Below are 26459 nucleotides of genomic sequence, written 5' to 3'. Positions count from 1 at the left end.
GTCAGGTCACCTTCGTGGCATGCGTGATGCGGGGGTCAAGGTAGGGGTAGAGCAGGTCGACGATCAGGTTGACCAGCACGAAGGCCGCTGCCGATACCGCGACGATCGCCAGCACCACCGGGATGTCCTGGCGCAACACCGCTTCCTGGGCCAGCCGACCGACACCGTTGCGCGAGAAGATGGTCTCGACCAGCACGGCGCCGGACACGGTATTGCCCACTTGCAGGCCCACCAGGGTAAGAATCGGCAGCGCCGCGTTGCGCAGCGCGTGCCGGGCCTGCACCTGGGCACGGCTCAGCCCCTTGGCGAACGCCGTGGCGATGTAGGGCTCGTGCCACACGCCTTGGAAACCGCGTTGCAGCACCTGGGCATAGACTGCGGCACTGGGGATGGCCAGGGTCACGGCCGGCAGCACCAGGCTGGCGAAGCCTTGGCTGCCGGTGGCCGGGAACCAGCCCAGGCCGAAGGCGAAGACCTGGATCAGCAGCAGCCCCATCCAGAACACCGGCACCGAGAACCCCAGTGAAGGCACGCGCGACAGCGCCACCTTCAGCGGCCGCCATTGCAGGTACGCGGTAAGGTAGGCCAGGCCAATACCCGCCAGCAACGACAGCACGATGGCCAGGCCGGCCAGTGACAAGGTCTGCGGCAGGCGCTCGGCCAGTAGCTCGGTCACCGGCCTGTTCAGCGACAGCGAACGCCCCAAGTCGCCTTGCAGCGCGCGCCACAGCAAGTCGAAGTACTGCTCGAAAATCCCCTGGTCCAGCCCGTAGTAGGCGCGCGCCTTGGCCAGGTCTTCGGGTGACAGGCCGTCGGCCTCCATGCCCGAGGCGCTGAGCATAATCGCCAAGGTGTCCCCTGGCAGCAGGTAGAGGATGAAGTAGGTAATGGTGTAGGCCCCCCACAGCACCAGCAGCGCCTGGCCGATGCGCCCGATCAGGTAGCGGTTCATGGCTGGGCGACCTGGATATCGCTGAGGAACGCAAAGCCCTCGGCGGTCCAGCGGAAGTCCTTGACCCTGGGCGCGGTGGCGGCCTGCCAGACACGCTCGTATAACGGGAACGCCGAGGCCTGGTCGATGAGCAGGTCCTGCAGTTGGCCGTAGGCCTGGGCACGCTGAGCGTCGTGGGTGGCGGTAATGCCATCGTCGAACAGCGCCTGGGCCTGGGTCAGGGTCTGGGGCTCGTAGGTATTGGTGGCGAGGGTGGCACTGTTGGCGGCGCGCGGGTCGAGGATGGTCTGGAGGATGATCGGGTCGGCGCGGGTCATGTAGGTGGAGGTGAGGTCGTAGTTACCCGACGCATTGCCTGCGACCCATTCGGCGCGGGTCAGTACATTGAGCTTGAGGTCGATGCCCACCTTGCGCAGTTGGTCCTGGATCAGCACGTCGCCAGCGCTTTCGGCCGGCGTTAGGTTGTAGCGCAAGGTCAGGCGCTTGCCATTCTTGTGCCGATAGCCATCATCGCCCTTGCTCCAGCCGGCGGCGTCGAGCAAGCGCTCTGCGCCTTGTGGGTCGTAGGCGAGCTTGTCGGCCTGGGCCTTGAAATACGGGGTGGTGATGTCATAAACCCCGGTCACCACTGGGAAATCGGCGTTGTAGACGGTGTGGGCGTAGCTGGTGCGGTCGATGGCTTTCTGCAAGGCTAGGCGTACCTGGCGATCACCCAGCAGCCGGTCGTTGCGGGTGTTGGGGTAAAGGTTCAGCGCCGGGCCTGGCAGCGAGCGGCTCTGGATGGTCGCACCCTTGGCCTGGAACAGCTTCAGGTCGACTTCGGAGAACGGGTTGCGCGGCCAGAGGATGTCGGCCTTGCCCTGCAGGAACAGGCCGTTGCGCACGCTTTCTTCGGGGATGTAGCTGATGTCCACGGCATCCAGGTGGGCCGCGCCGGGATTTTTCACGTTGGCCGAGGCCCAGGCGTAGTCAGGGCGTTTCACCAGGCGTGCGCCGACTTCCGGGGTGTAATGCTCGAGCACGAACGGGCCAGTGCCGATGATCTTGCCCAGCGAACGCTCTTGGGCGCTGAGCGCGTAGGACGCGGGCGCCAGGATGGCCAGGTTGGTGGTCGAGGTGGCCTGCAGGAAACCGGCATTGGGGCGGGCAAGCACCAGGCGCACGGTGAAGTCGTCGACTACGTCGGCGTGGTCGTAGCCCGCGAGGTAGGTTGCGCCGAAGGTGGCGGGCAACTGCGTGGCGAAGGCTTTGTTGGTGTCGAAGGCCGTCTTCACGGCGTGGGCGTCGAAGCGCTCGCCGTTGCTGAAGCTGACGTCCTGGCGCAGGTGGAAGGTGTAGGTGAGGGCGTCATCGCTGACTTCCCAGCTTTTCGCCAGCCACGGGATGATGCGGCCGCTGTCCGGGTCCTGGTCGGTGAGGGACTCGGCGACATTGCGCAGCAGCACACGGTGTTCGAGCCAGTAGACCTGGAAGGGGTCGACGCTGACCAGGGTGGTGTTGTCGCCCCAGAAAGCGATGTTGAGGGTTTTGCTGGTGTCCTCGGTGGCGGGGGAGCAGCCGGCGAGGGCCAGCACCAGGGCGCAGGCGCTAAGCAAGTGGCGGGCACGGGGGAGTGGCGGCATGGGGCGTTCCTTCTGATGTAATTGGGTTGCCGGGGCTGGCCTCTTCGCGGGCAAGCCCGCTCCTACAGGTACCGCGGTGTACCTGATGGATGTGGGAGCGGGCTTGCCCGCGAAGAGGCCAGCCCAAGCAGCAGCGGTCTGCCAGTCAGTCCTGGTAGTCACGCCCCTCACGGTCCAATTGGCGGATCAGCGCATCCCAATGCCGCTGAATCCCTTCGCCAAGCCCGTCGGAAAACCGTTTGGACTGCTCGTGCACCTTGGCAATCGCCGCCGGTGCCGCATGCAGCAGCTGGTCATTGCCGCCGGCCTGCGCCGCCACCTGGATGTTGCACGCCCGCTCCAGCCCATGCAGCTCGCGGAACGCATGCTCGACGCTGACCCCGCCGGTCAGCAGGCCGTGGTTGCGCAGGATCAGGATGTTGCTGTCACCCAGGTTGGCAACCAGGCGCTGTTGCTCGTCCAGGTCCAGGGCGACGCCTTCGTAGTCGTGGTAAACCACCCGGCTGTAGTAGGCCAGCGCGTGCTGGGAGATCGGTAGCAGGCCATCCCGCTGGGCCGACACGGCGGCGCCGTCGCGGGTGTGGGTGTGCAGCACCGCCTTGAGGTCGTGCCGCGCGCGGTGGATGGCGCTGTGGATGACGTAACCGGCCTGGTTGATGCCTAGCCCCAGTGGGTCGTCGATGATCGTGCCGTCGACATCCACCTTGACCAGGTTAGAGGCGGTGATTTCATCGAACAGCAAGCCAAAGGCGTTGATCAGAAAGTGCTCGTCTGGCCCGGGCACCCGCGCCGAAAAGTGCGTGTAGATGTGGTCGGTCCAGCGGAACAATGCCGCCAGGCGATAGGCGGCCGCCAGTTTTACCCGCACCTCCCATTCCTCGGCACTGACCCGCTGGCGAACGGTGTTTGTTTGTGGGGATAAGACAGACAATGAACTCATGGTGTGCTCCAGAAGAGAGGGTCAGTAGCCACGCTGGATATCGACCAGGTTGCGCAGCGGCGCCTGCTCGCGATAGCGGGCGAAGTTGTCGAGGAAGGCGTCGAGCAGCGCGGGGTAGCCGTCCTCGGAAATCGCCGACGTGTGCGGCGACAGGAATACGCGGGGGTGGTGGTACAGCGGGTGGCCCGCCGGCAACGGTTCCGGGTCGGTGACATCGAGGCTGGCGCGGCCGATCAGCCCGCTGTCCAGTGCTTCGAGCAAGGCCTGCTGGTCCAGTAGGGCGCCGCGGGCGATGTTGATCAGGTGCAGGCCGGGCTTGGCCTGGGCCAGCACCTGGCGGTCGATCAGGCCACGTGTGGCTGGGGTCAGCGGTGCGGCGATGACCAGGTGATCGCTGCCTGCGAACAGGTGCTGCAGGCGCTCGACGCGCCTCACACCGGGCACTTCGGCAATCGGCTGCCCAGGGCGGTTCAGCGCCAGCACGCGCATGCCGAGCGCGGTGGCCTTGCGCGCCAGGCTCTGGCCAATGCTGCCGAAACCGAAGATGCCCAACGTGCGGCCGCGCAACGGCGCCAAGGGCGTCAGGCGCCAGTCGGCGTCCTTCACCCACAGCCCCGGCAGTTGCTTGGCGGCGGCAAACACCAAGGCCAGGGCAAACTCTGCGACCTGCTCGGCGTTGGCGCCCTTGCCGCTGGTCACCGGCGGCCCCTGGAATACCCAGTCGGGGTAGAAGTCGATGCCCGACGACACCACCTGCACCCAGCGCAGCGACCAGGGCCAGCCTGGCGGCGGGGTATCTACGCGGTTACCGCGAATATTGATCGGGCGCACGATGAACACATCGGCAGGCACATCCACGTGCAACTGGCCGGGGGCGAGGTCGATGACTTCGTGGTCGGGCAGGTGCTCGCGCAGGTATTGGTTGGCCTGGGGGTCAAGCTGGCTGGCAATGATCGAGTGGCTCATGCTGCCACCTCCGCCAGTGCGCTGCGCCCGACCTGGGCCAGCACCACATCGTCCTGGGGCGTGTGGATGCGGCTGCACAGCACGTCTCGGTAGTGCCGCTCCAGCGGGTTGCGGCGGGACAGGCCAGGGTTGCCGGCAGCCTCGATGGCCAGCTCGACCGCCTGGATGGCGTTGCGGCTGACCAGGTGTTTGATCTGCCCGGCATGGCGCGGGTCAATGTGCCCGGCGACGGCTGAGTCCAGCAGGCTGCGGTTGGCGAACAGCAGGGTATCGATGCGCCCGACCACGTCCTGGAAGCGCGGCAGGCTCGCCAGCGATGCACCCAGGTTGGAGGGGGCGCGGTTGTTGAGAAACTGCACCAGCCAATCACGCGCAGCCTGGGCGACGCCGTCATAAAGGGCCGGCAGCAGCACTGACATCCACAGCAGGCCGGTGCCATCGAGTTCGGGCCGCGGCGCGCTGGCAGGGCTGACACTGACGGCGTGGTCCAGCGGGATCAGCACGTCGTCAAAGCGCACCTCGTGGCTGCAGGTGGCGCGCATGCCCAGGTGGTCCCAGTCTTCGACGATGCTGATGCCGGGCGTGTCCTTGTGCACCAGAAAACCACCGACCAGCGGGTCTTTATCGTCGCTGCGCGCCCACACAAGGTACCAGGTCAGGCCGTAGCTGCCGGTGGAGTAGATTTTGCGCCCAGACAGCCGCCAGCCTGCAGCGGTGCGCCGTGCCACGGTGGCCGGCAGGCCGCCACGGGCCGGCGTGCCCAGTTCGGGTTCGACACGAAAGGCATTAATCAGCGCACCGTTGGCCACCGCGTCACGGGCAACCTGCAAGCGCAACTGCTCGGGCCAGCGGGCTTCGTCCTGCAGGCGAAAGTGCTGCAGGTACTGCATGACCAGGATCAGCGCCGTGGAGGGGTCGCCCTTGCCAACGGCGGCAACTACCTGACGCGCAGTGGCCAGGTCGGCCCCGCCGCCACCCAAGGCGCGGGGCACGGTCAGGCTGAGCAGGCCGTGGCGGTGAAGCAAGCTGAAGTTGTCGGCGGGGAACTGACCGCTGCGGTCATAGCGCTCGGCGTTGGCGGCAAGGGCCTGGGTCAGCTCGGCAAGAGCAGCGGTGGATGGGGGGTGACTCATGGAGTATTCATCCCTGGAACACGGTGGGTTTCTAAGACCGTATTCGTCTGGATGAGCGCTGTAAAAGTCTTTTTGGTTCTATGCTAATTATTTGTTTGTAGAATTTAAAAAATACCTACTATGCAAATTTTTTATTATGTGTGGTCTCCTGCTGTGGGCGCGGCCTGCAGCCTGTTCCCGGCAATCTCACCAAACAGCTCCACCGGCTCCTGCAGGTTGCCCAGATACCGTGGATGGAACAGCCACAAGTCCACCTGCGGTTTGAAATCCGTCACGTTGACCACATCCAGTGCATCCCGATGGCGGCTGCTCTGCAGCAGCGGCTCGGGCACCAAACCCAGCCCTTGCCCGTTGGCGACCAGGCCCAGTTGCAGGTCGGTGCCAAAGGTTTCCAGGTTGATCGACAGGCTTAGGCCTTGTTCGCTCAAGGCCCGCTGCAGCCCCGCACGAAAACCGCAGCCGTCGGGGTTGAGCACCCAACCGCGGGTGTAACAATCCTTGAGCTTGTAACTGCGCTTGCTGGCGCTGCCCTTGGCGGCCACCACGCGCAGTGGCATACGCGCGATGGAGCGGCTGGTGATGCCCTCAGGGAAGATTTTGCCAGGCGGGAACAGCGCCGCAGCGGCGTCGAGTTCGCCGTTTTCCATGCGTGCGATCAGGCTGCTGCCCCAACCACTGGTGACTTGGGTGCGCAACACCGGGTAGGTGTCGCGAATCTGCGCCAGGGCGTCGAGCAGCACGACGTCCCCCAGGGTTTGCGGCACGCCCAGGCGCAACGTGCCTGACGGGGCGCCGTCATTGGCGACCAATTCACGCAGTGAGTCGATCTCCCGCAGGATTGCCTTGCACTGCTCATACACGCGCAGGCCCATTGGCGTTGGCTTCAGCGGTTTGGTGTTGCGGTCGAGCAAGGTGGCGCCGAGGTCTTCCTCGAAGTTCTGCACGCGACGGGTGATGGCCGGCTGGGTCAGTTGCAGGGCCTCGGCGGCGAGGTTGGTCGACTGGCAACGGATGACCGCCACGAAGGCGTCCATGTCATCGATTTTCATATTCGGCGCTCACATATTGGGGCTGTGGGACATACCTTGGAAGAATAATCCTCATTGTGCGGATTGTCACAGCGCCCGATGCATCAGTGTCTTGCCGTCAGGCGCTTTCGCGGGCGACCAGTTCGCAGGCGAGCAGGTTCAGCCGTTGCACCTCACCCTCATGCGCGATGGCGCCCAGGTGTTGCAGGACGCGCAAGGCCGCCACCTCGCCAATCTCCCGCGAGGGCGGCCGCAACGTGGTCAGGCTGGGCAGCAGCATGTCGGCGAAGGGGTAGTCGCCAAAGCCGACGATCGCCACGTCATCCGGTAGCCGCAGCCCCGCACGTTGGCCAGCCAACACGGCGCCGGCAGCCAGGTTGTCATTGGCAAAGATGATCGCCTCGGGGCGTGGCGTGCGGCGGATCAGCGCCTCCATTGCCTGTTTGCCTGCCTCGAACGGCGCGCAATCGGCGGAGGGCACGAACACCCAGGGTTCAAGGCCGGCCTCGGCCAAGGCCTCGATGTACCCGTCACGCCGCTCCAACGCGCTCAAGTCGCCGGCTGCGCTGTTCTGCACGAAGGCGATGCGTCGATGCCCTTTTTCCAGCAAGTAGCGGCACGCCTGCACGCCGACCTGGTGATGCAGAAAACCGACCTGCAACGGCGCCCGCTCGGGGCGGTAATCCCAGATCTCGACCACGGGCACGTCAGCTTCGGCCAGCATCTTTTCAGTCGCCGGGCTGTGGAAATGGCTGGTGACCACCAACGCCGCCGGCGACCAGCCGAGGAACGCACGCACCGCACTCTCTTCCTGTTCTTCGCTGAAGTAGCTGGACGCCAGCAGCAACTGATAGCCATGGCGGCTGAGGGTGTCGCTGAAGGCCTGGATGGTCTGGGCAAAGATCGGCCCCGAGATGTTTGGGATCACCATGCCGACAATACGCCCGCGCGCCGAGGCGAGGCCCCCGGCGACCAGGTTGGGAACGTAGCCCAGCGCCTGCACAGCGGCCTCTATACGCTCACGCAGAGGCGGTGAAACCTGCTCAGGCTGGTTGAAGTAACGCGACACGCTGATCGCCGATACGTCTGCCGCGCGCGCCACGTCGGCCAGGGTGGCGCGGCCTGCACCACGGCGCTTTCGGGGGGAATCCTTGGCTTGGCTCACAGGGTCGCCTCATCGGGAAATGGCGCGATGGTAGCGCTAACGCAATGGCCCCTGGCAAATAGCTTTATTGCATATCAATCTGACTTTTAAGTATTTGACGTGCTAAGCAGCGCCCTCTGATACTTGCTCATGTTAGCGCTAACAAGCGCTGCTGTTGGCAAGCGCCTGCCACTCGCACGAGCGAGACCAGACAACCACAGCACCCTCCGTGTCGGCCCGTGAACGTGGGCCTGGTCTGGTCCCATAAGGCAGTGAGCAGCATGCAGACAACTCCGTTTCCTACTACACAACGCCGGCCGCTGGCAGCGGCCATTTTGTTGGCCGCTTTCGGCCAGGGCGCCCAAGCCGCCGAACCTGCCGAGAGTGCGCCGCAAGCGACGGCCCTCGGCGCGGTGACGGTCACGGCCACTCGCCGTGAAGCCAGCCTGCAGGAAGTCCCGGTGGCGGTTTCGGTGATCGATGGCGAGCAGCTCGAGCGTGACAACCGCAACAACGTGGCCAGCATCGTCCAACAGGTGCCGACACTCAACTACCGGGCAGGCGCGTCGAACAAGGACACCTCGCTGTTCATCCGAGGCGTAGGCACCATTTCGACCTCCCCAGGCGTCGAGCCCACCGTGGCCACCGTGGTCGATGGCGTGGTATTCGGGCGGCCGGGCCAATCTACCCTCGACCTGCTCGACCTGGAGCGCATCGAAGTGCTGCGTGGCCCGCAGGGCACGCTGTTCGGCAAGAACGCGTCGGCCGGCGTGCTGAACGTGGTCAGCAAGGCCATCCCCGAGCAAACCCGCGGCTACGTGGATTACTCGCACTTTGGCGGTGGCGATGAAAACCGCCTGCGCTTCGGCATTGGCGGGCGTCTCAGCGAACAGTTCAAGGGCTCGCTGAGCACCTTGTGGGGCGATTACGACGGCAATGTCGAAAACGTTGCCAATGGCCACGACGTCAATGGTTACCAGCGCAAAGGTGCCCGCGGCAAGCTGGAATTCGAACCCAACGAAGACCTGCGCCTGACCTTGATCGCTGACTACATGAAAGGTGAAGACACACTCCCCAGCGGTGTGATCACAAGCGCCAGCACAGCGTTTACCAGTCAGCTTCGCCCGGTCACCCCTAGCGCGCACAACCGCGATATCAACAGTGACTTCAAGACCCACGTCGAAGACGAGAACCAAGGCTTGTCGGCCCAGCTTGATTGGCAGCTGGGTGACTACACCCTGACCTCGATCAGCGCCTGGCGTGGCTGGGACAACACCCAGTACCAGGACGGCGACCGCCGTGCGTTGCTCCCCGTGACCGCGTCCCATGACAAGGGCACGGTGGACTACGACCAATACAGCCAGGAGTTTCGCCTGACCTCGCCCAAAGGGCAGTTCAACGAGTACGTGCTCGGCGCCTTCTACATGCACGGCACGTCCAACGAAACCTACCAGCGCCTGTCGGTCAACGGCGGCGTGGCCAACACGGGGCGGGCAGATTACTCAACGACCAACGACAGCGTCGCGCTGTTCGGTGAGAACACCTTCAACTTCACCGACGACTTGCGCGCCATCTTCGGCCTGCGCTGGACCCACGACGACCTGGAGTACGACCACCGCCGGGTCTCCAGCTCGGCCACCGCGGTCACCGGCATCCAGCCTTCGACCGCCAGTTCCGGCTCGGTGGACGAGGACGGTTGGAGCGGGCGCACCGGCCTGCAATACGACTTCAACGACAACCTCACCGGCTACGTCACCTATTCGCGTGGCTACAAAGGCCCGGCCTACAACGTGTTCTTCAACATGCAGCCGCGCGACACCGGCGCCCTCAAGCCGGAAACCTCCGACGCTTATGAGGTCGGCCTGAAGAGCACGGCGCTGGACAACCGGCTGACTGCCAACCTGGCGGTGTTCCACACCGACTACGACGACTACCAGGCCAACTTCTTCGACACCGTGGCCAATCAGGTGGTAACGCGCTTGGTCAACGCCGGCAAGGTCAAGACCCAGGGCGTGGAACTGGATGCCAGTTTCCAGGCGACGTCGCAGCTGAAGTTGACTACTGCCGTGGCCTACACCAAGGCCCGTGTCGACCACTTCAACTGCCCGGCAGGGGCCGCGGCCAACTGCAACATCGACGGTGGCCACCTGCCGTTTACCCCGGACTGGAAGACCTACGTACGTGCCGACTACGTGATCCCGCTGGACAACGGCCTGGATGTCGAGCTTTCCAGCGACTACAGCTGGCAGGATTCGGTGCAGTTCAGCCTGGACCAGAACCCAGACACCGTGCAGGGCGCCTACGGCATCTGGAACGCCAGCATTGCCCTGGCCGACTACAACGACGGCTGGCGTGTGGCACTGCTGGGCAAAAACCTGGGTGACAAGTCGTATGCGCAGATGCTGGCCAGCGGTGGCGATTACATTTACCGCTCCGTACCACGCGACGACGGGCGCTACTTCGGCGTGCAGTTGCGCAAGGATTTTTGAGTAATCGCCCTCTAGAGCTAAAGCAAAACTTATTGATTTCGCAGGGCCGTGTGGGAGCGGGCTTGCCCCGCGAACACCGGCAAAGCCGGTGCCATGCACCGCGGGGGACCATTCGCGGGGCAAGCCCGCTCCCACAGTCTCCAATGTCCTACCACAGGGCTATGCAAACCCCATCAAGGAGATCGACATGAGCCGTCAACTGAGCCTGGGCGCCTTCCTCATGGCCACCGGGCACCACGTGGCCGCCTGGCGCCACCCGGACGTACCGGCCGACCCCATGGACTTCAGCAGCTACCGCCGCGCCGCGCAGGTCGCCGAAGCGGCCTGTTTCGACGCGTTGTTCGTGGCCGACAGCGTTGCCGCGCCTACTGACGCCCTGGCCAGCCACAGCGCACGCTCCACCTACTTCGAACCGCTTACCCTGTTGTCGGCGTTAAGTGCCGTTACCGAGCGCATCGGCCTGATCGCCACCGCCACCACCAGCTACAACGAGCCGTACCACGTAGCACGCAAGTTCGCCTCGCTCGATCACCTGTCCAGCGGCCGCGCTGGCTGGAACCTGGTCACCTCGGACGCGGCCGCCGAAGCGGGCAACTTCGGCCGCCAGGCGCATATCCCGCATGCCGAGCGTTACGCCCGAGCCCGGGAGTTTCAGCAGGTGGTACAGGGCCTGTGGGACAGCTGGGCTGACGACGCCTTCGTGCACGACAAGGCCGGTGGGCTGTTCCACCGTCCTGATGGGGTGCGTGCCCTGGATCACGCAGGCGAGCACTTTCGCGTGAAAGGCCCGCTGAACGTCGCCCGCTCGCCCCAGGGGCGGCCGGTGCTGGTTCAGGCGGGCTCCTCGGAAACTGGCCGCGAGTTGGCCGCGCAGAGTGCCGAGGTGGTGTTTACCGCGCAACCGAGCCTGGCCCGCGCCCAGGCGTTCTACGCCGACCTCAAGGGCCGACTGGCCGCTTACGGGCGGGGCGAGGATTCGCTGAAGATCATGCCTGGCGTGTTTGTGGTGGTCGGGCATAGCCAGGCTGAAGCCGAAGAGAAGTACCAGCAGTTTCAGGAACTGGTCGACCCGCGCGTCGGAGTTGGTTTGCTCGGGCGCATGCTCGGCAATTTCGACCTTTCCGGTTACCCGCTCGACGGCCCGCTGCCCGAACTGCCGCCCACCGAAGATGGCCAGCGCAGCCGCCAGCAACTGCTCACCGAACTTGCCGGCAACGAGCAACTGACACTCGCCCAGCTTGGCCGGCGCATCGCCGGCGGGCGAGGGCACTACAGCCTGATCGGCACCCCGGCCCACATCGCCGATGAACTGCAGGCCTGGTTCGAGGGCCGTGCCGCCGATGGCTTCAATGTGCTGGTGCCGCACCTGCCCCTGGGGCTGGAGGATTTCGCCAACCTGGTCGTGCCCGAGTTGCAGCGCCGCGGGCTGTTCCGTCGTCAGTACCAAGGCCGCACCCTGCGTGAACACCTGGGGCTGCAGCGCCCTGCCAATCCCTTCTTTACCGAACGAGGTCAACCATGAGCTACGCCGCCCACCCCGAGCGCTACGCGCGCATGCCTTATCGCCGTGTCGGCCGCAGTGGCCTGGTATTGCCGGCCCTGTCCCTGGGCCTGTGGCACAACTTTGGTGATGCGACGCCTATCGATACCCAACGCGCGTTGCTGCGCACCGCATTCGATGCGGGCATCAACCACTTCGACCTGGCCAACAACTATGGCCCGCCCTACGGCAGCGCCGAGACCAACTTCGGCCGGCTGCTGCGTGAAGACCTGCGCAGCTACCGCGACGAACTGATCATCTCGAGCAAGGCGGGCTGGGACATGTGGCCAGGGCCATACGGGCAGGGCGGCAGTTCGCGCAAATACCTGATCAGCAGCCTCGACCAGAGCCTGCAGCGCCTGGGCCTGGACTACGTCGACATCTTCTATTCGCACCGTTTCGATGCCGACACGCCGCTGGAAGAAACCGCCATTGCCCTGGCCGACATCGTGCGTCAGGGCAAGGCGCTGTATGTCGGCATTTCATCCTATTCGGCGGGCAAAACGGCCGAGATCGCGGCGCTGCTGACCGAACTGAAGGTGCCGCTGCTGATCCACCAGCCTTCGTACAACCTGTTCAACCGTTGGATCGAGCGTGACCTGCTGGCCACCACTGATACGCTCGGGGCCGGGGTGATCGTGTTCACGGCGCTGGCCCAAGGCCTGCTCAGCGACAAGTACCTGAACGGCATTCCCGCCGATGCCCGCGTCAACCGCGCCGGCGGTGGCTCGTTGCTGCCCCAGCACCTGTCGCCAGACAACATTGCCCGCGCCCGCGCCCTCAATGAAATCGCCCGGGGGCGAGGCCAGAGCTTGGCGCAACTGGCCCTGGCCTGGACCTTGCGCGACCCGCGCGTGAGTTCGGCACTGATTGGTGCAAGCCGGCCGGAGCAAATCATCGAAAACGTGGCCGCACTCGATAACCTGGCGTTCAGCCCCGAGGAGTTGGCGGCCATCGACCAGTACGCCGTGGAAGGCGGAATCAACCTCTGGGAAAAACCCTCGACCGACTGGAAGGAGTGACCCATGCGTGTGCTACGCCTTGCCGTCCTGTTACTGCTGAGCTTGGCCGCTGCTGCCCAGGCGGCAGACCCTGCGACGTTGCGCATTGGCTATCAGAAGGGCTCGATCAGCCTGGTCCTGGCCAAGCAGCATCGCCTTCTGGAGCAGCGCTTCACCCACACCCAGGTTGAGTGGATCGAGTTTCCGGCCGGCCCGCAAATGCTAGAAGCCTTGAACATTGGCAGCCTCGACATCGGTTCGACCGGTGATATTCCGCCGATCTTCGCCCAAGCAGCCGGTGCCGACCTGCTGTACATCGGTGCTGAACCGCCCAAGCCGCAGGCTGAGGTGATTCTGGTACCGAAAGACAGCCCGGTGGCCAGCGTTGGCGACCTCAAGGGCAAACGGATTGCCCTGCAGAAAGGCTCGAGTGCGCACAACCTGTTGCTGCGCAGCCTGGCCAAGGCCGGGTTGAGCATCCGCGATGTGCAGCCGGTGTACCTGGCGCCTGCCGATGCGCGTGCGGCGTTCGAGCGCGGCAGCGTGGACGCCTGGGCGATCTGGGACCCGTTCTATTCGGCCATTGACCTGGAGGGCAAGGCACGGCTGTTGGCCGATGGCCAAGGGCTGGGCTTGATCGGGCCTTTCATGCTGGGGGCGCGTGAGTACGTCGAGGCCAACGGGGCGTTTGTCGGTCAACTGCTGGATGCGATCAGCCAGGCCGAGGCGCTCACGCGCAGTGATGAAGCGGGGAGCATCCAGTTGCTTGCACAGTTCATGGGCTTGCCGGAGGCGGTGGTGCGGCGCAGCTTCAGCCATCGGCCGGCGTCGCCGGTGATACCGGTGAGCGATGAGATCGTGGCAGCGCAGCAGCGCACGGCGGAGCTGTTTTTCCAGAACAAGGTGCTGCCCAAGCGGGTGGATATTGCCGGGGCGGTGTGGCGACGGAACTGAGCCAAACACAACGTTCGGCTTTCATTGCCCGGGTAGGAGCAGCCTTGTGCTGCGAAGAGGCCGGTATTGCCACACTATTTCTATGAGCCTTGCCGGCCTCTTCGCAGCACAAGGCTGCTCCTCCAGGGGGATTTCGGCGGTATTTGGGGTCAACCCTGGGCAAACGCCAACAGCTTCTTGCCATCCAGTCGATATTTAACCCACTCAGCCTGCGCTTCGGCCCCCAGCGACTGGTAGAACCCGATCGCAGGTTCGTTCCAGTCCAGCACACTCCATTCCAGGCGCCCGCAGCCGTGCTCCACGGCCTCGCGGGCAATGTGCCGCAGCAATGTGCGCCCGGCACCATCGCCGCGCTGCTCGGGCGTGACGTACAGGTCTTCCAGATAAATCCCGTTACGCCCCAGCCACGTCGAATAACTGTAGAAATACACAGCAAAACCGATCGCCTGGCCATCCCGCTCGCAGATCAGGCTGTGCACTGTACTGCCCTCGTCGAACAGGCTGCGTTCGATATCGGCAACCGAGGCGATCACCTCGTGGCGTGCACGTTCGTAGTCGGCAAGCTCAGTGATGAAGGAAAGAATCTGCGCGGCGTCGGTACGCACCGCGGGGCGGATAGTGAGGCTCATGGGGCGGGCTTCCTTGAACGGGATGAGATCGGTACAGTATTTGTATCTATTTAATTTAGCAAAACTGTACCGGTCGCAAGGCAGGGCGACTCCGTTAGTGTGACAGCACCAATTATGATTGTGGAATGCCTGCCATGCTTGCCTCTGCCGACCTGCTTACAGCGTTCGTGCTGTTTGCCTTCGTATCTTCCATCACCCCGGGGCCGAACAACACCATGCTGCTCGCCTCGGGTGTGAACTTCGGCGTGCGTCGCTCGATCCCGCACGCCATGGGCATCAGCATTGGCTTCATGGTCATGGTGCTGGCCGTCGGTTTGGGCCTGGGCGAGGTGTTCAAGGCGTGGCCGCCGTTGTACACCGTGCTGCGTTACACCGGCGCGGCCTACTTGCTGTACCTGGCGTGGAAAATCGCGACCTCGGGGCCAATCGGCACGGATTCGACCAAGGCCCGCAAGCCGCTGGGGTTCTGGGGCGCCGCCGCATTTCAGTGGGTCAACCCCAAGGCCTGGGTGATGGCGGTGGGGGCCATCACTACCTATACACCGGCCCAGGGCTACGTGATGAACGTGGTCGTCATCGCCGCGCTGTTCGCCCTGGTCAACCTGCCCAGCGTCGGGGTCTGGGTCATGTTTGGCAGCGCTTTGCGCAACCTGTTGCAGAACCCGCGCTGGCTGATGCTGTTCAATGTCCTGATGGCCTTACTGCTGGTGATTTCACTCTACCCGCTGCTGTTTGTAGAATCGGCGTTTTCATAGACCGATGAGTACAGCAAGCCGATGCAGTTGATCCCCTGGTCACACCTATGCCCCGAAGGCTTCACCTTGCGCGGGTGGCGCACACCCGCCAGTGGCAAGCCTTTGCTGCATTTTCTGCACGGCAACGGCTTCTGCTGCCTGGCGTACCAGCCGTTGCTGGTGCGCCTGGGCGAGCATTTCGACCTGTGGCTGTGTGATGTGCAAGGCCATGGTGACAGCGACCATGGCGGGGTGTTTCGCGGGTGGAACCGCACCGCTGAACTGGCGGTGGAGGCGTTCGAAAGCGGGCGTGGCGAGTATGGCGAGGTGCCGCGCTTTGCCCTCGGGCACAGCTTTGGTGGCGTGCTCACGGGACTGATCCTGGCCAGCGCACCCACGCTGTTCGAGCGGGCCGTATTGCTTGACCCGGTGCTGTTCAGCCGCCGTATGATCGGGGTGATGGGCGCGGCTGCGCTGGTCGGCCTGCATCAGCGCCATGCCTTGGCGCGCAAGGCGGCCAACCGCCGCAGCCATTGGCCTGATCGTGAGGCGGCACTGGCCTCGCTGCAGGGGCGCGGCATTTTCAAAGGCTGGACCGATGCGGCAATGCTGGCCTATGTGGAGCATGCCATTGGCGATTGTGGCGAGGCGGTAGTGCTCAAGTGCCGGCCCAGCCGCGAGGTGGAAATTTTCAGTTCGTTCCCCAAGCGCATGTGGGCAAATCTGGCCGCGATCCACACACCGACGCGGGTGCTGTATGGCGAACAGACTTATCCCTTCGTGCCACATTCGGTCAAACGCCTGGCGGCGCTGAACCCCAACGTGAGCGCGCGGCAGGTCGCCGGTGGGCACTGCTTCATGCAGGAGGACCCGGCCATGGCCGCCGAGCAGGTGTTGGCCTTCCTGCAACCGTGACATTGTCGTTCCATAGGTGAGACGATGCATGCCATTTAAGCTGCCTACCGGCTTATTGGCATCATTGGTAAGGTGATCCCAGCCAAGAGAGGAGACTTCTCATGAAAAAGATTCTGGGTATTCACCGCAGCCCCCACGCCCACTGGGTAGGCGATGGCTTCCCGGTGCGCAGCCTGTTCACCTACGACGACCTGGCCCGCCAGATCAGCCCGTTCTTGCTGCTGGACTACGCCGGCCCCCACGACTTCACCCCTACACGTGACCGACGCGGCGTCGGCCAGCATCCGCACCGTGGTTTCGAAACGGTGACCATCGTCTACCAAGGCGAGCTCGAACACCGCGATTCCACGGGGGCCGGTGGCTTGATCGGCCCGGGCGACGTGCAATGGATGACGGCGGCCAATGGCATTATCCATGAAGAATTCCATTCGCCGGCATTCGCCCGCACGGGTGGCACACTCGAAATGGTCCAGCTTTGGGTCAACCTGCCCGCACGTGACAAGCGCGCCGCGGCGGGTTACCAGACGTTGCTTGCCACGGATATCCCGGTGGTGGCGCTGGATGACCAGCGTGGCAGCCTGCGGGTGATCGCGGGTGAATTCCAAGGCCACCAAGGCCCTGCGCGGACCTTCACCGCGATGGATGTCTGGGATTTGCGCCTGAATGCTCAAGCGACCTTGCAACTGCCCGTAGCGGCGGGGCGTAACGCCGCCTTGGTGGTGCTGCGCGGGACTGTGCGGGTCAACGGTGAACGGGAAGCCGGGCCCGCCAGCCTGGTATTGCTCGAGCGTGGTGGTGAGGACATTGTGCTCGAGGCGCTGGAAGGCGCCAGTGTGCTGCTGCTCAGCGGTGAGCCGATCGATGAGCCGATCGTTGGCTATGGCCCATTCGTGATGAACAGCCAGGCAGAAATCGCTGAGTCGTTCGACGACTTCCATGCCGGCCGGTTCGGGCAGATGCAGGCCGAGGGCAGTTGAGACCGCTCGTCGTCAATTCTGTGTAGCCGATCGAACAGTCCTGGCTGGCCTGCGATCTTCCACTAAGGTGCTAGATGATCCCGCGCACCATCATTGCTCCGGCGCATGGACGGCCGCCTGAGCATGCGCAATATCAATTGGCACCATGCCTGGCAAAGGCGTACCTAAACAACAGGCCATCCAGTACAGAGAGGGTCGTACAATGTCGTTGATAGGCGTTTCAATGCTAGAGATGCGGCAGATGATCGAGCAAGCCTGCCTGCCTGATCGCTGCGAGGTCAGTTGCGCGGATGGCGCCCACCTGACCATCCGCCTGGGCCAGGGGCAGCGCCTCGAAGCGGGCGTTACCCTGACAGGCGTTGCGCTGCAGGACCTCAACAGTTGCCGCGACGTGGTGAACCTGGTTTCGCAGCTGCATGCGCTGCGTGACAAGCCGACCACGCCAATAAGGGCGATTGCCTGAGCCTGCACCTTGTGTCCCGGTCAGCCGAGGCTGGCCGGGCGCACATATTCCGGCATCAGGCCGTTGAACCAGAACAGGATCATCGACACCAGGATGGTCACCAGCACCAACAGCCCAACCCCCCACACACAGGCGGCGAACAGCATGGCCTGCTCCTTGCGTAACCGCAGAAATGTCTGCAGCCCGCCAAACAGCAGCACGCTGGCATAAGCCGAAGCAGCCAATAGCGCAGTCAGCGCCAGCCAGCGAATCGGCAGCAACCCAACCACCCCCGCGAAAAACCACGGCGTGGCGCAGTAAGCGGCAAAGCCGATGCATTGCTGCAGGCTGGGTTGCGCATCGAAGCCGCGTGACATCCAGCGAATCATCACGCCCATGATCATGACCCCGACTACTGTGGCTGCGTACAGCAGGCCTGCCAACTGCGCCGCGCTGCCAATGCTCAGGCGCACGCGTTCTTCGGCGGCCAGGCTCCAGCCGAACGTGGTGGTGCCGACGAACAGGCAAATGGCAGGGATCAGCGCCAGGGCTAGCAGCCGAGGCAGGTATTGCTGCGGATGGTCCTCTTCGGCGCGGCGTATCTCCATCCAGGCATCGGACGGGCGGGTGAAGAGCTTGAGCAGTGGACTGTTCATGACGGTCTCCAGAAGGCGTGGGCTCTTTTCTATGGAGACGCGCAGTTGCGGGCAGGTTCAGCGCATTTGATCGCCGTTGATCACCTTATTGCAGCTCCAGCAAGAGGTTCAGCCCGCCATCGCCACATTTGCCCTGGTCACGCACCACCCCGCGGTAGGTGCGGCCATCCCAGACGAACGCCACGCTGTGGGCGCGATCGACCTTGTCGGGCAGCGGCGGGCAGATGTGCAAGCGCAGGGCAGGGCGGCCCTGCAGGTTGAGGGCGGCGAGTTGGCATTGGCATTCCACGCTCTGGGCGACCGGGCCGAACAACGTATCGCGTACGTAATCCAGCTGCACAAAGGTATTGGGTGCGCGGCCGGGCATTTTCATGGGCATGGGCTCCTTAGTGAACGCTGACGCGGCTCCTCTTTAGAAGCCTTTCAGGCCCGGATGTTCAAGTTTTTACCTGATCAGCCCGCTTTGCGCAGGGTCAGGTTGATCCGCCGCTCGCCCATGCGCGGATGCACGCCGGGCTTGATGGGCAGCACACCATGAAAGCGCAAGCGATCCTCACCGCCCCACACCAGCACATCGCCATGGCTCAACGGCACACGCTGGGTCTTGTCCGAGCGCTGCAGCCCGCCCAGCAGGAACACTGCCGGCAAGCCCAGTGAAATCGACACGATCGGCTGGCTGAAGTCCTGCTCGTTACGGTCCTGGTGCAAGCTCAAACGGGTGCCTGGCAAGTAGTGGTTGACCAGGCAGGCGTCGGGTACGAAGTCGTCGAATCCGGCGACGGCCGCAGCGCGGTTTGCCAGGCCGAGCAGCACCGGCGGTAACGCGGGCCAGGGTTGGCCACTCTGCGGGTCGGTCAGGGTGTAGCGGTAGCCGTGCTCGTCACTGACCCAGCCCAGTGCCCCGCAATTGGTCAGTGCGACAGCCATGTGCAGGCCACCGGGCGTCTGCATGTGCCGGAACGGCGCGGCGCGCAGCACCGGGCGCAAAGCGTCTAACAAGGCCTCGAGCTCGGCCAGGGCGAAGCCGGGCAGCAGCACGGTATGGCTCGCCAGGCGTTGCGGCTGGGGGCCGAACAGGTCGAGGTCGGACTGGATCATGGAAGCAGCACCAGGCTTACGGTGTTCCATTCTACCCCGCCTCATGCGCTCCCCGTGTAGGAGCAGCCTTGTGCTGCGAAGAGGCCGGTGAAAACACAGTAAATTTGCGCTGATGTCACCGGCCTCTTCGCAGCACAAGGCTGCTCCTACACAGGGCGGTGAGGTTGCAGGGAAACAATAAAAAGGAACCGCGGCACCAGGGAGAGTGAGCACCGCGGTTCAAGGGGGGAGCAGGTTATTTTTGGGTCACAGTGGCCATGTTCGCGCTGCCCAGCTGGCTGATGGTGGCGGTTTGCGCCATGCCGCTCTGGTCGACGAACGCCTTGTTGCCCTGGCCACCTTGGGTCACGTAGGCGACGTTGATGCTGTCGGTCTGCTTGATGGTGGCCTCGTTGCCACTGCCGTAGAGCTGGTTGGTGTAGCTCTGGTTGCTATAGCCGGACTGGTCCAGGTTGATGACGTTGCCGGTGCCCTCGCTGCTGCCGAAGGCATAGTTGTCGGTACCGCGCTGGTCGGCGACCAGGATGTTGTCGGTGCCGTTCTGCTCGAAGAACAGTTCGTTGTTGCTGTCGGCCTGCTTGGTCTGCATCGCGTTGTTGTTGCCGGTCTGGTTCAGCGTGGCCAGGTGGTTGTCGCCGTTCTGCGTCAGGTTTACGCCGTTACCGTTACCGTACTGGTTGATCACGGCCGTCTGGTTGACGCCGAACTGGCCGCCCATCTTGTCGCCTTTCCAGTTGCTGGCGGTGATCTTGTTGCCGTTGCCTTGAGTGGTCACGGTCAAGTTCAGGTTTTCGCCGTTCTGGTAGGTGTAGTGCAGGTTGTTGTTACCGGTCTGCGAAATGGTGGTGGTCGAGTTGTTGCTCTCGAACTGGTCCGACCAACTGGCGTTGGCCTTGCCTTTTTGCGTGAGGGTGGCCTTGTTAGCGTCGCCGAAGCTCTGGTCGATGTAGCCTTCGTTGAGCTGGCCGGTCTGGGTGACGTTGGCCTGGCTGCCAACTTGTGTGTCTTGCCAGACCTCCACCGAGTTGCCGGTACCGGTCTGGCTGAGGCCGATGGTGCCACCCTCGCCGTCGCGCTGGTCGCCGTAAGCCCAGTTTTCCTTGCCGTCCTGGTAGATCTGGATGTTGCCGTCGTTATGCGTCAGGTGCTCGGCGGCGGCGTAGTTGTCGGCGCCTGCCTGGATGATCATGCTCTGGTTATTGCTGCCGCCGAAGGTCTGCTCGACGAAGGCTTCGTTGCGTTGGCCGGACTGCTGGGTGGTGGCCTGGCTGCCCAGCTGGCTGTCCTGCCACACGGTCGAGCGGTTTTCAGTGCCTTGCTGGGTCTGCAGCGACTGGTTGTTCTCGCCCAGCGACTGGCTGGCGAAGGCATCGTTATAGCTGCCGCCGGCCTGCTGGGTGATCTGGCTGCCATTTTCGAACAACTGCTCGGCGTAGCCTGCGTTGTAAGAGCCGTTGGCGCTTTGTTGGATATCGCTGGTGCTGTTGGCCTGTACCGCCAGGTGATTGTGGCCCTTGCCGGTCTGCGACTGGGTGGCCGAGGCGAACGGCGCGAGGGTCTGGGTCACTTCGGCAATGTTTTCCTTGCCGTCTTGAGTTTGGGTCGAGGTGCTGTCGGCAGCCATGACCTGGCCTGCAAGGGCGAGGACGATAGCGGCACTGAGGGGAGCGAGCTTGAACATGGTGGTGCCTCCAGGTCTATCGGTATTGGGTGATCTGAACATGCTGGCCATTGCCGGCTTGGGTCACGGAGCTGTTGAGGCCCGTGCCGGACTGCACGATGTTGGCGCTGTTGTTGTTGCCGATCTGGTCGATGGCAGCGCTGTTGCTGCTGCCGCTCTGGCGGATCGACGCGCTGTTGCCATATCCCTGCTGGCTGATGCTGGCCATCAGGTCACTACCTTCTTGCAGGATGTACGCCTCTTGCGCGCCCCCGGCCTGGACGATGCGGCCCAGCAGGGCCTGGCCGTTCTGGTCGAGGGCGGCGCGGTTGCCCGTGCCTTGCTGCTCGATCACCGCTGCCTGGCCGGCGCCGACCGGTAACAGGCGGATGATCACGGGGTCGCCGAGGTCATTGCCGGCCGCAAGGTCGGCGTTGTCCATCAGGTCCTCGGCCCAGCTGGCCTGGCCCGCCAGGGCCAGGCAGAGCAACAGTGGATACAGGCATTTCATGGCGTTCTCCCGCCTTCTACTGCACGACGACGTTGACGGTGCGTGTGGTCCCTGGGCTAGTGGTGATGGTCGCCGTCGGCGCGGCGGTCGGGATCACCGTGGTGCTGTTGCTGACCGCCAGGCGCCAGCGCCCGGTGACCGGTACGGTAGTGGTGCCCAGGGTTTGCACGCCGGTGGTAGTGGTGACACGTACGGTCACAACGTTGCCGGTGGTCACCGACGAGGTGCCGCTGATGTCCCAGTTGTACCGGTTGTTGGAGCGTGCCGTGACCGTGGCTGCGGTGACCGCGAAGGTCTCGGCGGCTGGGCGTGGCGACACGTTGACCGTGACAGTACCGGCGTTGGACAGCGCCCCCAGCGAGTCACGCACCTGGTAGGTGAAGGTGGTGGTAAAGGCCGCCGTCACCGTGGCCGGTGGGGTGTAGGTCACCGTCGTGCCATCGGTGCTGACGGTGCCTCGGCCGGCAGCGGGTTGTGTGACGGCGGCAACGGTCAACGGCAGGTTGCCTTCCGGGTCGGTGTCGTTGGCCAGCACGTTGATGGTCAGCGGCACGCCCAGGGTGGCGACCGTTTCCGGGTTGGCCGTCGGCGCTTGGTTGGGGGCAACGTTGATGGTCACCGTGGCCGGTTCCGACTTCAGGCCTTTGGCATCCACCGCCCGGTAGTTGAAGGTGGCCACCAGCGGTTGCGTGGCACCGGCGGGTGGGGTGTAGGTGACCGAGGTAGTGCCGTTGAGCACGACGCCGCCAAGGCCGGTACCGGGTTGGGTCAGGTCGCTGATGGCCAGCGGTACGTTGCCGTCCGGGTCGCTGTCGTTCAGCAGCAGGTTGAGGGTCAGCGGGATGCCGACACTGGTGCTGCCGACATCGGCCTGGGCCAGCGGCGGTTGGTTGGCGGCCTCGACCGGCGCATTGCCGACCACGATCACCGGTTCCACATCGCTGCCGCCATGGGCCGACTTGACGGTGACAGTGGCCGGCGGCTGTGCCAGGTCATTCACGGTCAGGCTTTGCAACGTGCCCGATTTTGACATCCGGCCATAGCCTTGGGCGAGCATGTCGGGGATGGCCACTTCGTCGCTGGAGCGGGCCTCGATGAACAGGCGCTTGTTGGCCCAGTCGTAGCGTGCGGTGCTGACCTTGACCACGTCAGTCAGCTTGCTCGACAGTGCGGTCGGCTGGGTGCCGGCAGTGCTGTTGCTGGCAGTCACCACCACCACGGCGGGCGGCACGGCCTGGCCAAACTGCTGGCTGAAGAACAGCCCGTTGTTGTCTGTCAGCAGGTTGAACTGGCAAGGCGAAGGCGGCGTGCCGATCAGTGCCAGGCCATTGCGCATGCACAGACTAGCGTCATGCGGCGCCTTGGCGAACACCTCCACACGGGTGCCGGAGCCGTTGCGCGAGTAGGTGGCGCGCTCCAGGGTCACCGGCGTTTGCGCACGTTGGTCGAGCACCTTGCCAGACACCGTGAACAGCGACGTTTCGATGCGCCCGGGCGGGCCGTCGATACGGATGAAGTTGGTGTTGAACGGGCTGCCGACCACGGTCTCGGGCCTGTTCGGGTCACCAATGAAGGTGTCGGTGGCGCCGGTGTCTGGGTTGACTTCCAGGTACGGCCCGCCAGCGCCTCTTAGCCATGGGCCCAGCGCGCCGTTGAGCGCACCGGTGAAGTTACCGGGGGCACCGATGCCGATGTCACGGGTGATGTTGATCGCGCGCCGGCCAGGGGTGGTGACGTTGACCGTCTCGACACCGTAGGGGTGGGTAATGGTGTAGACACCGGCCCGGGGCACCGAGACGCGGATGCGGATGCGGGCAAAGCTCTGCTGGTCGCCATCCACCGGGTTTTCAGCGGCAAAGGCGGCCTCAAGGCCGGCGACATAAGCGTCCAGCTCATAACCGCTGTTGCCCACTGCCGGGATGGTGGCTTCGGCCAGGAACCAGAACATCTCGGGTGGCCAGTTGTCGGGGAACACCAGGGGCAAGGCGTCGTCGTAGATGCCCGGCTCCGGCAACAAGGTACACATGTAGGACGGTGCACCCGGCGCGCCGGCAACCCGCGAACTGGTGGCGCGTGACTGGCATAGCTCAAGCGACAGGTCGTTGCCGTCCTTGTACCACATCGGGTAGCCGCCGGTGGCGAAGGTGTAGGGCCCGGGGTCGACATCGGACAGCGCGGCGAAGGCAGCGCTGGTGACAGTGAGGGAGAAACCGGCGGCGAACAGCGCACGGCGTGGCCAAGTGTTCATGCTGCCTCCTTGAGGGCTGAGCCTTTGTCTGTTCATGGCACCAGCACCACGTCTTCGCTGTCGCTACCGCCATTGGCGCTGGTGACTTGCACCTTGGCCGGTGGGATGGGCGAAAGGGATGTGCTCAATGTCTTCACCGCGCCGTTGCCACTGAGGTTGCCCAGCAACGTGCCGTTGCCGGTGTGGGCGGTGAGGGCGGGCGGGCTGGTTTCGTCACTGGTGCTGGCGACCAGCGTCAGTTGCCCGGTGGACAGGTGATATTCAGCCTGAGTGATGGTCACCAGGTCGGTCAGTGGCAGGTTGGCCGTGGTCAGGCTGCTGGTCGGGATGGCCACGCTGTTGTCGGCGGTCAGTACCAGCGTGGTGGGCACATTCGGGTTGAGTACCGACTGAGCGTACCAGGCACCGGTGCCGTTGGCTTCGGTCAGGTTCAGGTTTGGTGTCTGGCTGGTCAGGGTGACGGCGGCCGGTGGCGGCGGGGCCATGACGAAGACATCTTGCTGGGCGTGCAGGTCGCCATTCTCGGTGCGCCGCGAGTAGGTGGTGCGCTGCGGCATCAGCGGCGTGGGCAGGGCAACATCGGAAAGCTTGCCCGAGATCGAGAACAGCTCGGTCCGCAGGTCGATGCCCCCCGGGCCTTCGATGCGCACGAAGTTGGTGTTGAACGGGCTGCCGGTCACACGCTCATCCAGGTTCGGGTCGCCGATGAAGCGCTCGCTGCCTTCGGTGTAGGGGCCATTGACGCTGCGCAGGAACGGCCCGACATCGCCTTTGAGTGCGCCGCTGAAGTCGCCAGCGCCAGCGATGCCAATGTCGCGGGTCATGTTGATCGCTCGGCGTCCACCGGCGGGTACGTCAAAGACTTCGACCCCGTAAGGGTGGGTGATCACGTAGGTGCCTGCAGTCGGCACATCGACGCGAATACGCACCCGGGCGAAGCTGACCTGGTCGCCTTCGACCGGCTCTTCGGCGGCAAATGCTGCCTCGATGGCCGTGCCGTAGCTCAGGTCGATGCCCCGTGCAGCGTCGACGATGGCGGCGTCGGCGGTGAACCAGAAGGCTTCGTCAGGGAAGTTGGTGGGGAAGGCTATGGGTTGGGTGTCGTCGAACACGCCGGGGGTGGGTAGCAGTGTGCACATGTACGCCGGCGCGCCGGGAGCACCGGCGACCCTTGAACTCACCGCCTTGGTCAAGCACAGGTCGAGGGTGCGACCATGACTGTCCTGGTACCAGCCTGCAAAGTTGCCATTGGCAAGGTTGTAGGGGCCGGGGTCGACAGCGTTCAATGCAGCCTGTGCCGGGATCTGGAGCATGCCGGCGAAAATCGCCACTGCCAGCGGGTGGGGTATCGGTCGGAGCATGAGTCAATTCCTCCTGCAAACGGGCCCATGGACTTGGGGCGTCTGAGAGGAGATCGGCAATAGGCGTGCCAAACCGAAATAAATGACTCGCAGGCCGCACACAACGCGGGATACGGCCGTTTCGTGGGTTTCTTTTACGGTGCTTGTCAATGGGCCCGGTGCCCCCAGCATTGGGGAATTGGGTCGGTGGTTGCGACCCACTCGTTTGCCTGTGGAGCCCGCTTCTATGTCGGTGTTTTTGGCGATTTGGAGGTGCGCGGTTTCCGTGGTTTTTTCTGAGGGCGCTTGCCGGGTTTTAGCTGCCAACGGTCGGCATTGGCGAGTAGGCGCTCCTGTATGTCGGGCGGGTAGTCACTCAAGGTGGTGGGTGGAGGCACTGGCTTGCCGGGCAAACCGGCCTCGCGGATCGCCTTCGGCCAGCGTGGTCGCCAGCACAGCAGCAGGCTGAACCAGTGCGCGGTGCCGACAATGACGAAAGCGGGCCAGACCATGAGCAGGGCGAGTTTGAACAGCCAGCTGCTTTTGCGGAAGAAGCGGCCGAGGCCTTCGAATTGGGCGCTGAATGCTTGGATGGGCGAGGGTAACTGGGTACTCAGACGGGGGCGGGGGACGGCGTGAGGGCCTTCTTCCATGTAGCGGCGGATGAACTCCCATTCGTCACGGAGCTCGCTGCCGCCTTGGCCTTGCTTGCCAACGAAGGCCATTTCCATGTGGGGGAGGCCGGTATGGCTGGGGTGCCATATCAGGCCTAGTCTCACGCCTACGCTGAGCGAGTCGTCCTCTGGATACAAGCCTGTGCTTCCGGTTGTTCTCCAGGGGAAAGTTACGATGCCGCCGCAATAACTTGGTCGATGGAGGTGGACCTGTTGGGTTTTTCGATTGAAGCGAATGAGTAAGTGACGGCTGGTCAGCATCTCCAAACGTGTGATTTTCATCCCATATTTTGAATATAGATATAGTGTGGTTCCAGCGACTAGTATCATGATAAGAGTGAGCATCACAGATATAAATGAGCGTGAGGTTTGATCCGTTATATCAACCCAAAGGAAACTTAGTGCGGTGATTGTCGTGACGCCTATGATTGGCATAACTCCGACGAGCATCGCAAGCGTAAGTAGTCCACGTTTTTCTTCTGAACCACCGCAGCGCATCTCCATGTAATCATCGTTGAAGGCGAAAACGGGGCCGCGCGTATTAGGTTTTTCGCTGACAGACCGGAAATGAATATCTTCTTCCAGATCCCCCTCGTATAAGTCTTTAGCTGATCGCTTCTCTGAAGCTGTCATCTGTGCTTCGGAGGCTTTTCGTGCGGCTTCTGACTCGGTTGCCATCTGCCAAAATCCCCATTCGATCAAATACAATTTGAGACCTCGCTGAAAGCCGAATACGGAGCGCCTAACTCCTCCTGTCGCTCACATGCAGTTGGCTGTTGCTCGGAGCTGTAGCTGGAAGTGATACA

24 protein-coding genes are annotated in these 26459 nt (G+C 63.8%); 8 read left to right on the top strand and 16 right to left on the bottom strand.

Going from position 1 to position 26459, the window contains the following annotated elements:
* Position 1: 1 nt before the first annotated feature.
* The 7 genes from ACMCNM_RS16780 to ACMCNM_RS16750 all read right to left on the bottom strand — a co-directional run bounded on the left by ACMCNM_RS16780 (position 2) and on the right by ACMCNM_RS16750 (position 7806).
* Positions 2-952: an ABC transporter permease gene (locus tag ACMCNM_RS16780; protein WP_027593382.1), complete on the bottom strand. Its 951-nt coding sequence runs from the start codon at positions 950-952 to the stop codon at positions 2-4.
* Positions 949-2574 (bottom strand): ABC transporter substrate-binding protein, encoded by a 1626-nt coding sequence (locus ACMCNM_RS16775; protein WP_412764983.1) that lies wholly within the window; start codon positions 2572-2574, stop codon positions 949-951. The genes ACMCNM_RS16780 and ACMCNM_RS16775 overlap by 4 nt, the downstream gene beginning before the upstream one ends.
* 145 nt (positions 2575-2719) lie before the next feature.
* A complete protein-coding gene (locus tag ACMCNM_RS16770) occupies positions 2720-3514 on the bottom strand; it encodes a class II aldolase/adducin family protein (protein WP_412764982.1) in 795 nt (264 codons plus the stop codon).
* Between the two features lie 21 nt (positions 3515-3535).
* Positions 3536-4480: a D-isomer specific 2-hydroxyacid dehydrogenase family protein gene (locus ACMCNM_RS16765; protein WP_412764981.1), complete on the bottom strand. Its 945-nt coding sequence runs from the start codon at positions 4478-4480 to the stop codon at positions 3536-3538.
* A complete protein-coding gene (locus tag ACMCNM_RS16760) occupies positions 4477-5613 on the bottom strand; it encodes an acyl-CoA dehydrogenase family protein (RefSeq protein WP_085272920.1) in 1137 nt (378 codons plus the stop codon). Before ACMCNM_RS16760 ends, ACMCNM_RS16765 begins: the two co-directional genes overlap by 4 nt.
* A 134-nt stretch (positions 5614-5747) precedes the next feature.
* The gene (locus ACMCNM_RS16755; protein WP_027593377.1) at positions 5748-6662 is read right to left on the bottom strand and encodes a LysR family transcriptional regulator; all 915 of its coding nucleotides are present in this window, start codon (positions 6660-6662) and stop codon (positions 5748-5750) included.
* Between the two features lie 97 nt (positions 6663-6759).
* A complete protein-coding gene (locus tag ACMCNM_RS16750) occupies positions 6760-7806 on the bottom strand; it encodes a substrate-binding domain-containing protein (RefSeq protein WP_186703748.1) in 1047 nt (348 codons plus the stop codon).
* Between the two features lie 260 nt (positions 7807-8066).
* Between ACMCNM_RS16750 and ACMCNM_RS16745 the strand changes: the two genes are divergently transcribed.
* The 4 genes from ACMCNM_RS16745 (at position 8067) to ACMCNM_RS16730 (ending at position 13769) form a co-directional block, all read left to right on the top strand.
* Positions 8067-10274: a TonB-dependent receptor gene (locus ACMCNM_RS16745; protein ID WP_412764980.1), complete on the top strand. Its 2208-nt coding sequence runs from the start codon at positions 8067-8069 to the stop codon at positions 10272-10274.
* 187 nt (positions 10275-10461) lie between these two features.
* The gene (locus ACMCNM_RS16740; RefSeq protein WP_412764979.1) at positions 10462-11796 is read left to right on the top strand and encodes an LLM class flavin-dependent oxidoreductase; all 1335 of its coding nucleotides are present in this window, start codon (positions 10462-10464) and stop codon (positions 11794-11796) included.
* Entirely contained in the window at positions 11793-12836 is a 1044-nt protein-coding gene (gene mgrA, locus ACMCNM_RS16735; RefSeq protein WP_412764978.1) for an L-glyceraldehyde 3-phosphate reductase, read from the top strand. The genes ACMCNM_RS16740 and mgrA overlap by 4 nt, the downstream gene beginning before the upstream one ends.
* A gap of 3 nt (positions 12837-12839) precedes the next feature.
* The gene (locus ACMCNM_RS16730) at positions 12840-13769 is read left to right on the top strand and encodes an aliphatic sulfonate ABC transporter substrate-binding protein (RefSeq protein ID WP_412764977.1); all 930 of its coding nucleotides are present in this window, start codon (positions 12840-12842) and stop codon (positions 13767-13769) included.
* A gap of 149 nt (positions 13770-13918) precedes the next feature.
* Here ACMCNM_RS16730 and ACMCNM_RS16725 read toward each other — a convergent pair whose 3' ends face one another.
* Positions 13919-14398, bottom strand: coding sequence for an N-acetyltransferase family protein (locus ACMCNM_RS16725; protein ID WP_412764976.1), 480 nt, complete (start codon positions 14396-14398; stop codon positions 13919-13921).
* Between the two features lie 125 nt (positions 14399-14523).
* On the opposite strand from ACMCNM_RS16725, the gene ACMCNM_RS16720 reads away from it, so the two are divergent.
* From ACMCNM_RS16720 to ACMCNM_RS16705, 4 genes are all read left to right on the top strand, one after another.
* Positions 14524-15153 (top strand): LysE family translocator, encoded by a 630-nt coding sequence (locus ACMCNM_RS16720; protein WP_027593370.1) that lies wholly within the window; start codon positions 14524-14526, stop codon positions 15151-15153.
* 21 nt (positions 15154-15174) lie between these two features.
* On the top strand, positions 15175-16047 hold the full coding sequence (locus tag ACMCNM_RS16715) for an alpha/beta fold hydrolase (RefSeq protein ID WP_027593369.1): 873 nt from the start codon (positions 15175-15177) through the stop codon (positions 16045-16047).
* Between the two features lie 101 nt (positions 16048-16148).
* Complete coding sequence (locus tag ACMCNM_RS16710; protein ID WP_099429242.1) at positions 16149-17024, top strand: pirin family protein; 876 nt, start codon at positions 16149-16151, stop codon at positions 17022-17024.
* Positions 17025-17226: 202 nt separating this feature from the next.
* Positions 17227-17487 carry a DUF1652 domain-containing protein gene (locus ACMCNM_RS16705; protein ID WP_027593367.1) on the top strand — a complete coding sequence of 87 codons (261 nt, stop codon included), beginning with the start codon at positions 17227-17229 and terminating at the stop codon, positions 17485-17487.
* 20 nt (positions 17488-17507) lie between these two features.
* On the opposite strand, the gene ACMCNM_RS16700 is transcribed toward ACMCNM_RS16705, so the two are convergent.
* The 8 genes from ACMCNM_RS16700 to ACMCNM_RS16665 all read right to left on the bottom strand — a co-directional run bounded on the left by ACMCNM_RS16700 (position 17508) and on the right by ACMCNM_RS16665 (position 26361).
* On the bottom strand, positions 17508-18122 hold the full coding sequence (locus ACMCNM_RS16700) for a Yip1 family protein (protein WP_027593366.1): 615 nt from the start codon (positions 18120-18122) through the stop codon (positions 17508-17510).
* Positions 18123-18207: 85 nt separating this feature from the next.
* Positions 18208-18495, bottom strand: coding sequence for a hypothetical protein (locus ACMCNM_RS16695; protein WP_027593365.1), 288 nt, complete (start codon positions 18493-18495; stop codon positions 18208-18210).
* 80 nt (positions 18496-18575) lie between these two features.
* Positions 18576-19220 (bottom strand): DNA oxidative demethylase AlkB, encoded by a 645-nt coding sequence (gene alkB, locus ACMCNM_RS16690; protein WP_238213876.1) that lies wholly within the window; start codon positions 19218-19220, stop codon positions 18576-18578.
* A gap of 235 nt (positions 19221-19455) precedes the next feature.
* Positions 19456-20901, bottom strand: coding sequence for a curlin (locus ACMCNM_RS16685; protein WP_027593363.1), 1446 nt, complete (start codon positions 20899-20901; stop codon positions 19456-19458).
* A gap of 16 nt (positions 20902-20917) precedes the next feature.
* Entirely contained in the window at positions 20918-21391 is a 474-nt protein-coding gene (locus tag ACMCNM_RS16680) for a curlin (RefSeq protein WP_027593362.1), read from the bottom strand.
* A 16-nt stretch (positions 21392-21407) separates the two neighbouring features.
* Entirely contained in the window at positions 21408-23639 is a 2232-nt protein-coding gene (locus tag ACMCNM_RS16675; protein WP_027593361.1) for an Ig-like domain-containing protein, read from the bottom strand.
* Between the two features lie 32 nt (positions 23640-23671).
* Positions 23672-25000 carry a hypothetical protein gene (locus ACMCNM_RS16670; protein ID WP_186704251.1) on the bottom strand — a complete coding sequence of 443 codons (1329 nt, stop codon included), beginning with the start codon at positions 24998-25000 and terminating at the stop codon, positions 23672-23674.
* 224 nt (positions 25001-25224) lie between these two features.
* Complete coding sequence (locus tag ACMCNM_RS16665) at positions 25225-26361, bottom strand: DUF6708 domain-containing protein (protein WP_412764975.1); 1137 nt, start codon at positions 26359-26361, stop codon at positions 25225-25227.
* Between the last annotated feature and the right edge of the window lie 98 nt (positions 26362-26459).

The sequence above is a fragment of the Pseudomonas sp. NGC7 genome, assembly GCF_047159675.1.
In the GTDB taxonomy this organism is placed as follows: Bacteria; Pseudomonadota; Gammaproteobacteria; order Pseudomonadales; family Pseudomonadaceae; genus Aquipseudomonas; species Aquipseudomonas kermanshahensis.
The sequence above is the reverse complement of the archived record's forward strand: the minus strand, read 5'-3'. Positions and strand labels throughout refer to the sequence as shown.